Below are 9,040 nucleotides of genomic sequence, written 5' to 3'. Positions count from 1 at the left end.
GAATTAAAAAAAGATGACTCCTGTTGGATACAGAAATCATCTTCTTGATGTTGCCTAACTTTTTTCAAAATGTCCTTTACAAAGGGTACAGATTACAAAAGCGCAGCTACTTTTTTTCATACAAACATTATTATGCAAATAAAAACCTTAACGTAAACTTGCGCTTAATGGTACTTGAGAATAAACTTTGAAATTACTACCATAAGTACCGTGTTGAGAAAATGAGGAAGAAATTGAGCTGTTCCAACTTTTGTAGGTAGATCCAGATGTATCTGCTCTTAGAAGTACGTTTGAAAAGCTAGCTTGGCTAAAAGAATTACTTCCAGTATCTTCAGCGCCCTGAACCATTTTTACTGGTTCATATTGAGAAAACGTACCATATACAGGTTGATTTATATATTTAGGACTTCCATTTACATACATAGTAACCGTACCATTTCCGTTATTAACTAGTTTAAGGTTTACTCGATCACCATCTTTAATTGATGTATCATACTGTGTGTTCCAATACTTACTGTTTTGACCTGATTCATTATATCCTGAATTAAGAAATACTTTATATCCACTTGATGTTTTTGAAATACCACCCTCAACTTTAGATGCTCCAATACCTAAATACCAATTCACATATCCATCCTTAACAACAACTGATTTTGGTAGATTTATATCAGCTGCAATCCCGGTATAGTTACTATTTGTAACACTTTTTACAGCACCTTCTGTAGCTGCAAAACTTGTAGTTGCAAACATTGATAGAGCAATTAGAAGTGAACCAACTAGATATATCATTTTTCTCTTACTTTTCCTTAATACTTGTTTCATTTTAGGTCCCCCTTAATTTTTATTATTAAATTGCATGGAAAGTTGGCCAACTAACTACGACTTACAAATCAAAGATACATTAGGTTTCATTTAATGTATATATTTCCCTGTTATAAGTCATTGAAATGTCAAACAAATTGAATATTTCATATTTATCAATATAGGGGGAGTTGACAGAATAAAATAGTCCTTCTATTTGAATTTAGGAAGGTTTTGTAATTAATATTATTAAAATCTATAAACTGGTTGGGTATAATACGCAATACCATTCATTTGTGAGAGATAGAAATTGAATTAATGCAGGGGATTTTCAAAAGGGGATATCAGAAATTTTTAGAAATGGAATAACAACAAATGAAATAAATCAAAGGCTGTTGTAAAGGCATCTATGTATGAGAAGGTGGTAGGAATGAGAAGTAAACTTTGTAGTTACTTTGCCTTGGATGAAAGAAGATTTAATAATTGTTTAATAGGGTTCGTTTCCTAGTTAATACGTAGTTCCTGGGGGGAGGGGAGAATGCCTAAAATAGAGAATAGATTTGTTTTAACCAATCCTTTTCAAAATAAAAATAGTAACGCGAATAGTCCGAAACACATTTGTTTCGGACTAGGGATTCACAATTTCTCTCATTTTGATTAAACAATTTTGCGGATTAAAAGTTGAACATTATGCTTATTTAAGCAGGACAAATGATATTACGTTAATCAATAGATACTTCAACAGAGACACTCGGTATTGTGGGTGATGGTGTATCTCCACCATTAAAGGAAGAAGGTTGTGATACATGTAAACTAATCATGCTACATGCTAATGCACTTACTACTACCATACTTAATACAATTTTTTTCATTTTTTTCATTACTTTAACGCTCCTTTTCTCAAATGATTCTTATTGGCATTATTGCTAATGTAGAAATATTTGCTCGCCTTAACATGATTATCTGCCTGGTAAAATTGGAGTGCTAAAATCTCTGCATGTTCTTTTACACAATCCCACATGCCCTCTTTTTCAAAATAAGAAATTGCATCAGTAACTACTTTTTCTAGTTTAATTCTAGGCAGTTCTGTGATTAGTTCATTTAAAACTGCGAAACGGTGCTTATATTCCTCATTTCCGGATTCATTTGTATATTTCATTCCCTGTTCGATATATGATTTTGCTGTTTCAACGCCTTCTAATTTATAATATGCTCTTGCTAAGACAAATAATGCTTTAAAATGGTTCGGTATTTTATTTATAATTTCAGAACTCTGTCGGATCGCCAATGGATATAAATCTTGAATATTATATAACCAGCCCAAATTGTAACGTACTCTTAATAATAAATGTTCTTTATCATACTTCTTAAAAACATCAATAACCGTATTGAGACATTCTTCAGCTCTTTCAAACTCTCTTAGATCTATACAAGCTAAACCATATACATTGTCGCATAAAGCAATATTGATTTCATATCCTACATGATTCAGGTATATTTCTTTCGCTTTTACTACATGTTGAATCGCTTCAAATGGTTGATAAGACTGATAAAAGTAAGTTGAAATTCTATACTTAAACTCGGCTTTTTCTACTTCATCAGGTATATCAATTAAAAGTTCTTCCGCCTTTTCAAAATGTGTTCTCGCTTCAGTATAATTTGCTATAATTGTAGAGTGGATTGCCTTAAAGAAATGATAGTAGTAAGCTAAAAATGAAAATTCATCTTTGATATTAGGGAGCTCTTCTATTTTATTAAAAGAATCTTTAGTAATACTCATTCCATCTACCAAGACCTTATATCTAAAATTCAGTAGTGAATAATAGAATGATAAATATTGGTCTGTTTCTATTCCTTTTAAATTTTCTTGTACTTTTAGATATGTTTGTTTTGCTTCTTTTTCATGATATGAACGGATTTCTTCATACCATTCATTTAATATTTTCATCAATTGGTCATTGCTTTTTTCTTGAACAGTCATAATATCCCCCTTTTCTCCGTATAGGCTTATTCTGATAATAACAGGAATTAGATACTTTAAATTTCACTATGAGTTTTTTTCATAAATATACAGAATATTCTGAATAGATTGAGTGTCCATACTTTATTTAATGCGACAAAATATAAGAAAGTATGAGTTTCGTCGATGGATTTTTTAGATGTTTAAACCGTTCCTACTGAATTTTTCTTATAGGAGGTGGCGTAGAATTATGACAGAAACGGAGATGGTATACACCGCTAGTGTATTGAGAAATATATAGCGATATTAAACTTCAAGGGATTCCACGAAGATAAATAGAAGTATACCTATATCTATTTATAATGAAAAAGGGGCGTTGGTTAGTATGATAAGTTTTGGGATTAATTTACGCACTATCATTAGTTATACACAAGAGAGTAGGAATCGTAATAATATAAAGATTATAAGTCAGTTAGGAATAAAGTTGTTTGATATATACGGAGAACCGTTACCAGTATCAGATGTTAATCGAGAGTTAGTGACGGCTTTAAAACGTCAAGACATAAATAAGCAACGATATATAATAAGTCATTTAGAAGGATAGAAAAACTGATATTATGGGGCGTTTCTTTACAGGAGGCGTTTTTATTTTGCGTAGAAATGAGGATGTAGCCTTTGCTTCAAATAGAAAAATGATAAAATACTGCAAAAATAGTAAAGGAGAAGGATGGCGAATGAAAGGAATCGTTATTTTAGGCAAGGAGAGGGGGACTTAATACTATTTGTTTGACAGAAAAAGATTCATTTACAGGAAAGCACCGACAAGTGAAGAGAAGAGGCATCATAATTCATTGTAGGTCGTTTTTTCTGGTTTGAAATATATTATTTGTGACAATTAAATCGTACATTGATATTGCAATTTTTATGTGGACAGGCATTACCTGACCACAATTGTCGTACTAAATGCAAGTACGTACACGTATGTTGAACAAAACTTAACATGTACAGAGATAATAAGGTTGTTTAATTTACAATAAAGTCGTTTAAAACAAAATAAGGTTCTTTAAAAAACGCCAGTCATGTTATTCAACAATCGGGCCATATTTCTACATTGTGCATGTTTGATTGGTAACAGGGCGTAGTAGCAAAGATGACACTGGAATTTCCATTACCCCATACCGAAAAAAAAGGGTATAGGTATACTTTCCTGTTTAAAATATGGTTCGTATAGGATGCGAATAAGCTTCCTATACGAACCACATTACATATTAATAATTTAGTGGGTTTTAAAAATAAAGAGGTGGTTTTTAAATGTATAATGAGTCAATATATTATCCTTATATAAATTATGATCAATGCTTCGATCGTCAATTCCCTGGTCCTCAGATTCCAGGTATACCTGGAATGCCAGGTTTTCCGGGTGTACCAAGTTTTCCAGGACAGCAAAGTTCACAAGCTCCAACATCTCCTCCCCCATCATTTATTCCTCAACAATCAACTGCTTCACCATTTGCTGTTGATCCAGGAGCAATTTCATTATGTTTATTTCGAAATACTTATATATGGCTTAGTAATGGTGAACAGTTTTGGTATTTCCCGATTTTTGTAGGACCAAGGTCTGTTGCTGGTTTTAGATGGAACGGTAGGTTTTGGGTTATTTTTGGAATTGATACGAGAAGGATTATTTCATTTACATGTTTGTGAACTACTCGCCAATTAGCAAAGCTTGAAGTGGGAGCTTCTCAGTTCCACGACGAAAGTACCCTTTCGTCTCCCTGAGCGTTACTTCGGGGTGTTCCACCCCTAGATGTCCAACGCTTGGACGCTCTTTTGGTACGGTTGATATTTTACGCAGGAACCGAATGGCTTGGTTTTCGCACTCTATTTTCTTCCTGCAACCTCATATATCAAGTTATCAAAGAACTTCATATAGCTAGTTTATCAAAATTTTTTGGCAATGCCAAACCGAAATTTATCTCCCACCTACCGTTGGGCTACGCCCTTCACACGCTTGAGGAAGGAGAATTCTTTCGGGGAATTCGTTAAAAATTATAGAGTAACGATAGGGGTTTAATTATATAAACAAAAGAGGTATTTGAATGAAAAAATTTCAATCATTTGATGGTACAATAACTATGATTAACGATTTTGTAACAGGGTCAAACGAAGATATAGGATGTAATAAATTAATGTCCGTAGATAATGGTTATGGGAATCTAATAAATTTTGTAGTGAAACCAAATACGTATTTTATCGACTATGCAACGGTAGTAGTAGGAGATAAAGTAACTGGGTTTTATGATGCCGAAGCTCCTGCTCCTCTTATTTTCCCACCACAATTTCAAGCGATTGTTATGGCAAAATATACACCGCATCAAAATGTAAAAGTAGACTATTTTAATGAACAGTTGGAGAGTAGTGATGGAAAATTAAAATTAAATATTTCTCCTTCTACTCAAATTTTATTAACAAATGGTCAATTCTTTACAGGTAATCTTGTAAATCGAAATTTAATAGCTATTTATAGTTTTACAACAATGAGTATACCAGCTCAAACTACACCATATAAAATCATTGTTTTGTGTCAAAAGTGATTTCTATTCTAAAGGGTCTCTCGGTTTATCAAACTACAATCCATTGTAGAATCAAGAATTTTAGCCATCTTATTGACCAGGATCATAGGCATGTCAAGAGACGTTTTGCTAAATCTGCAGGATTTCAAAATCTTCGTCATGCTTCACGTACGATAAAAGGTATCGAGACCATTCATGCCCTATATAAACAACGGCGAAGTCTTCAAAGAGACTCCGCCTTTTCAACGTACAATAGTATTCCTTTCTAAATATGAAGATAAAAGTATCATAAATACATCAATATCATGAAGATACAGGAACCTAATATGTAATATTGCATATTAATGAATTTATATGAGTATATATAACATGAAAATCACTATAACGAACATGCAGGTTTCCTTTTTTATTTGTTATTTTTATCAGTAAAGTAGACCACATATCAGCTTCAGATACTTGTTTTATGATACAAGTAATCAAACAAAAGGAGGGCCATACAACTTAATTACACCATTATTAACAGGGCACTCTTTTAAGTACAGGAGATTATTAGCGGGTGGAGAAAATGTTGAAGATATACAGACAGATAAACATATTCCATATGAAAAAAATGAATTGCAGCAAACTCTAGAAAAGTACGATTCGAAGGAGTTTGAGTTATAAAAAGAAAATAGATAAATTGACAAGAGAAAAGCACTTTGTGTATATCACAGGTGTTTTTTATTTTCATTTTGATATAGGGCTTGAATTAAATTCCCATGTTTTTTTGCGGCCATCCAATACTACATATGTACATATTCATTATTGAAATTAGTAATAATAAAATGTATTATTGAAAAGCACTATTTATAATTCAAGTAATCAGGGCTATGTATCCATAATAATTTGAACATTCAGAAATTATAATATTATCATAAAAATGAGGTGAGGTTAATAGAAACAGTACATATTAAATGGTATGGATTGTATAGTTTAAATGATTTTTATAATAGAGAAGAAGCTTTTAAGAAGGGAATATTTGCAATCTCTAGAGTATATGCTAAGAATGAAACATTGATCTATATAGGAAAAACCAAAAGAAGCTTTATACAAAAGATAAGGGAACTTAATAAAGATTGGATTTTTGATGAAAGCGAATTAAAGATTACATTAGGAATAATAGAGTCTCCTAGTGGTGAAAGTTACTCTGAAAAAAAGGTAAAAGAGATAAAATCCCTTTTGATTTTACGACATACCCCAGTAGAAAACAACACATCTTTATTGTACCATAGAGGGCAGTTTAATTTGAAAATTATAAATAAGGGAAGAAGGGGCTTAATTGTTAAAAAGATTTCTACAGGAGATCTAATGTGGACGTAATTGGAATCACCTTTGAATAAAATTGAAGGTTTCTTACGAACAGATGCTTATCAATTTTTAATGTATTAAAATATTTTTGAATAACATATGTCAGATGCTTGAAACAACACAAATTTTATTATGATATGAAATATTGTATGGGAATTGTAATTCATTTCCATTGTTTAATGAAAATATTAAGAATTATAAGGATAATGCATAAAGATTAGAAGAGAAAATAAACTCGGAGGTTTAAAAAATGGGACAAGGAAGCAGGTTTCAAGAAAAACAACAAAATCGTCGTAAAAAGGTGATTTTTAATATTGCATTTACTTTGGTATTAGTGACAGTTGGTATAGTGATATACCAGTTGTTTTCCCCTTCTGATACATCAAAGAAAGCAATTGCTCAAGAAAAGAAAGCAACAAAGATAGAAGAGAAGAAACATAAAGAGAAAGAAGCAGCGCAGTTAGAAGAGAAGAAACGTGAAGTGAAAGAAGCGGCGCAGTTAGAAGAGAAGGAACGTGAGGAGAGAGAAGCAGCACTGTTAGAAGAGAAGAAACGTGAAGAGAGAGAAGCAGCACTGTTAGAAGAGAAACAAAAAGCAGAAAAATCGGTAAAAACGAGCGAAAATGAAAATAAAGAGGGAGAAAAAACGGCATCTCAAGAAAAGGGTTCTCAAACTAATCCTTCTTGGAAGCCAATTGGTACAGAGCAAGGAGCAAAACCTGCAATGAAATTTAAAGAAGGAACAGTAGATTGGAATGAGATGAAAAAAGCAATTTCTTATGCTGTTGATGTTCCAGAGGGTCAATTGATTTTTGATTTTATTGGAAATAATGGTGAAAATAAAGCCTACGGTAATGTACGAGATAAGCAAAGTAATAAAAAATATAAGGTTGATATTGATTGGGTAGAGAATCAGGGCTGGAAACCAGTATTTGTTCAGGTGGTAAAATAAATAAGCAAAATGTAAATGCTATCCTCTCTTGTTGTGAGCGACTAAGAAGCTATTAAGTGATGATATAGAAGTTCATATAGTAGAGATTCCAAAGTTGATGAAGCAATGGCGCGAAGAGAAAGTCAATCCGTGGGAAGATTCGTTTGTTCGTTGGTTATTATTATTACCTGCGAATGAAGATGAACATCTCACACAAACATTGGAGGATATTGCCATGAACCGAGATCCGATTTTACAAAAAGCAATGAATAAATGGGAACGTATGAGTCAAGATTCTTCTTTCCGTCAAGCATATGAAGCAAGAGAAAAGGCCTTAATGGATGAGGCAGCAAAATTTGCTCATGCAGAACAACAAGGAATTAAAAAGGGAATTGAACAAGGGGTTGAGCAAGGAAAGATGCAACTCATTCGAGGCATGCATAAAAATGGTGTGTCTGTAGAAGACATTGCAAAGCTTACAGGATTACAAGAAATAGAAATACAGCGATTTTTGCAGAGCTAGTTCTTAGAGAAAGCATTTTATCCAATAAAATGCTTTCTCTAACTCTGCCTGAAAAGAAGATGAGATGTCTCAATCTTCTTTTTCTATTTTTAGGGGATACGGAAACATCAATATCAAGCTAATGAAAACGAAATAATCCAAGACTGAAAACTCCTTCCTCAAAATATAAAGGTGTGAAACACTAATTTTAGGTGGGAGATGAATATCAGTAGGCTTAAGCCTACGTTTTTTTTACTGTAGATATCGTATAAAAAGGTGAGGTGCACCCTATGTTAGTAAGTAAAGCATATAAATTTCATATCTACCTAAATAAGAAACAAGAAATATTAATTGCTAAAACCATTGGTTGCAATCGCTTTGTATTCAAAACATGAAATAAATTAGCTAAATTCTTCTCTAAACAAAAGACCACTGATTTATTAAACCGATGGTCTTTTGTTTATATATTATTCATTTGTATAAGTGTCATATTTTTCTAGTGTCTTTAAATGATTTTTGTAATAGAAGCTTCTTATCTTTCTTATTCAAATGTTCCCTTCACTATCGGAACTTTATTTTCTACCATACACTTGCCTTTTGCAATGACGCTGTGAATGTCCAACGTTTCTTTTTCCAACAATACGATGTCAGCATCCTTCCCGGTTTGGATACAGCCCTTACTTGAAAGTTTCAGCAATTGTGCGGGATTCATGGTAATGACTTCTAGTGCCGTTTCTAACGGAATACCTTCCACTAAAACAGATTCTCGTACTTCGTGAAATAGCGAAGATACTTTTCCAACTTGAAGGCCTGCATACTCCCCATTGTTGTCAAAGAAGGGGAGAGGTGCATGGATTGAAGTTGGTAAGACACTTAACCCTTAACGTATTACCCAAATACCTTTTGACTATCGGCCTTCACAAGCT

10 protein-coding genes and 4 pseudogenes are annotated in these 9,040 nt (G+C 32.8%); 10 read left to right on the top strand and 4 right to left on the bottom strand.

What is annotated here, in order from left to right:
• Nucleotides 1-147: 147 nt before the first annotated feature.
• The gene (locus DET63_RS17515) at nt 148-822 is read right to left on the bottom strand and encodes a hypothetical protein (protein ID WP_113937315.1); all 675 of its coding nucleotides are present in this window, start codon (nt 820-822) and stop codon (nt 148-150) included.
• Nucleotides 823-1,339: 517 nt separating this feature from the next.
• Between DET63_RS17515 and DET63_RS30675 the strand changes: the two genes are divergently transcribed.
• Complete coding sequence (locus tag DET63_RS30675) at nt 1,340-1,462, top strand: hypothetical protein (RefSeq protein WP_256508295.1); 123 nt, start codon at nt 1,340-1,342, stop codon at nt 1,460-1,462.
• 61 nt (nt 1,463-1,523) lie between these two features.
• On the opposite strand, the gene DET63_RS17510 is transcribed toward DET63_RS30675, so the two are convergent.
• Both DET63_RS17510 and DET63_RS17505 read right to left on the bottom strand, forming a co-directional pair.
• A complete protein-coding gene (locus tag DET63_RS17510; RefSeq protein ID WP_016096793.1) occupies nt 1,524-1,682 on the bottom strand; it encodes a Phr family secreted Rap phosphatase inhibitor in 159 nt (52 codons plus the stop codon).
• Nucleotides 1,682-2,782 carry a response regulator aspartate phosphatase gene (locus tag DET63_RS17505; RefSeq protein ID WP_016096792.1) on the bottom strand — a complete coding sequence of 367 codons (1,101 nt, stop codon included), beginning with the start codon at nt 2,780-2,782 and terminating at the stop codon, nt 1,682-1,684. Before DET63_RS17505 ends, DET63_RS17510 begins: the two co-directional genes overlap by 1 nt.
• Nucleotides 2,783-3,146: 364 nt before the next feature.
• Between DET63_RS17505 and DET63_RS17500 the strand changes: the two genes are divergently transcribed.
• From DET63_RS17500 to DET63_RS17455, 9 genes and pseudogenes are all read left to right on the top strand, one after another.
• A complete protein-coding gene (locus DET63_RS17500; protein ID WP_002144183.1) occupies nt 3,147-3,365 on the top strand; it encodes a hypothetical protein in 219 nt (72 codons plus the stop codon).
• 707 nt (nt 3,366-4,072) lie between these two features.
• On the top strand, nt 4,073-4,465 hold the full coding sequence (locus DET63_RS17495; RefSeq protein WP_016096790.1) for a hypothetical protein: 393 nt from the start codon (nt 4,073-4,075) through the stop codon (nt 4,463-4,465).
• A gap of 395 nt (nt 4,466-4,860) precedes the next feature.
• Nucleotides 4,861-5,355, top strand: coding sequence for a hypothetical protein (locus DET63_RS17485; RefSeq protein WP_113937314.1), 495 nt, complete (start codon nt 4,861-4,863; stop codon nt 5,353-5,355).
• 23 nt (nt 5,356-5,378) lie between these two features.
• Nucleotides 5,379-5,603: pseudogene (locus DET63_RS17480) on the top strand (DDE-type integrase/transposase/recombinase); the annotation flags it as partial.
• A 187-nt stretch (nt 5,604-5,790) separates the two neighbouring features.
• Nucleotides 5,791-5,997, top strand: a complete 207-nt coding sequence (locus tag DET63_RS17475; protein ID WP_042889830.1) for a hypothetical protein — start codon at nt 5,791-5,793, stop codon at nt 5,995-5,997.
• A 261-nt stretch (nt 5,998-6,258) separates the two neighbouring features.
• Nucleotides 6,259-6,693, top strand: a complete 435-nt coding sequence (locus DET63_RS17470; protein WP_002013690.1) for a hypothetical protein — start codon at nt 6,259-6,261, stop codon at nt 6,691-6,693.
• A 238-nt stretch (nt 6,694-6,931) separates the two neighbouring features.
• Nucleotides 6,932-7,633: a YrrS family protein gene (locus DET63_RS17465; RefSeq protein WP_113937313.1), complete on the top strand. Its 702-nt coding sequence runs from the start codon at nt 6,932-6,934 to the stop codon at nt 7,631-7,633.
• A gap of 43 nt (nt 7,634-7,676) precedes the next feature.
• Nucleotides 7,677-8,135, top strand: a pseudogene (locus tag DET63_RS17460) (Rpn family recombination-promoting nuclease/putative transposase); the annotation flags it as partial.
• 269 nt (nt 8,136-8,404) lie between these two features.
• Nucleotides 8,405-8,500, top strand: a pseudogene (locus tag DET63_RS17455) (helix-turn-helix domain-containing protein); the annotation flags it as partial.
• Nucleotides 8,501-8,655: 155 nt separating this feature from the next.
• On the opposite strand, the pseudogene DET63_RS17450 reads toward DET63_RS17455, so the two are convergent.
• Nucleotides 8,656-8,964, bottom strand: a pseudogene (locus DET63_RS17450) (amidohydrolase family protein); the annotation flags it as partial.
• Nucleotides 8,965-9,040 lie beyond the last annotated feature (76 nt).

It is taken from the genome of Bacillus sp. DB-2 (genome assembly GCF_003315125.1).
Taxonomy (GTDB): Bacteria; Bacillota; Bacilli; order Bacillales; family Bacillaceae_G; genus Bacillus_A; species Bacillus_A mycoides.
The sequence above is the reverse complement of the archived record's forward strand: the minus strand, read 5'-3'. Positions and strand labels throughout refer to the sequence as shown.

Coding starts and splice junctions, on each gene's coding strand:
- DET63_RS17515 (WP_113937315.1), bottom strand. CDS start 822: ATGAAACAAGTATTAAGGAAAAGTAAGAGAAAAATGATATATCTAGTT.
- DET63_RS30675 (WP_256508295.1), top strand. CDS start 1,340: ATGCCTAAAATAGAGAATAGATTTGTTTTAACCAATCCTTTTCAAAAT.
- DET63_RS17510 (WP_016096793.1), bottom strand. CDS start 1,682: ATGAAAAAAATGAAAAAAATTGTATTAAGTATGGTAGTAGTAAGTGCA.
- DET63_RS17505 (WP_016096792.1), bottom strand. CDS start 2,782: ATGACTGTTCAAGAAAAAAGCAATGACCAATTGATGAAAATATTAAAT.
- DET63_RS17500 (WP_002144183.1), top strand. CDS start 3,147: ATGATAAGTTTTGGGATTAATTTACGCACTATCATTAGTTATACACAA.
- DET63_RS17495 (WP_016096790.1), top strand. CDS start 4,073: ATGTATAATGAGTCAATATATTATCCTTATATAAATTATGATCAATGC.
- DET63_RS17485 (WP_113937314.1), top strand. CDS start 4,861: ATGAAAAAATTTCAATCATTTGATGGTACAATAACTATGATTAACGAT.
- DET63_RS17465 (WP_113937313.1), top strand. CDS start 6,932: ATGGGACAAGGAAGCAGGTTTCAAGAAAAACAACAAAATCGTCGTAAA.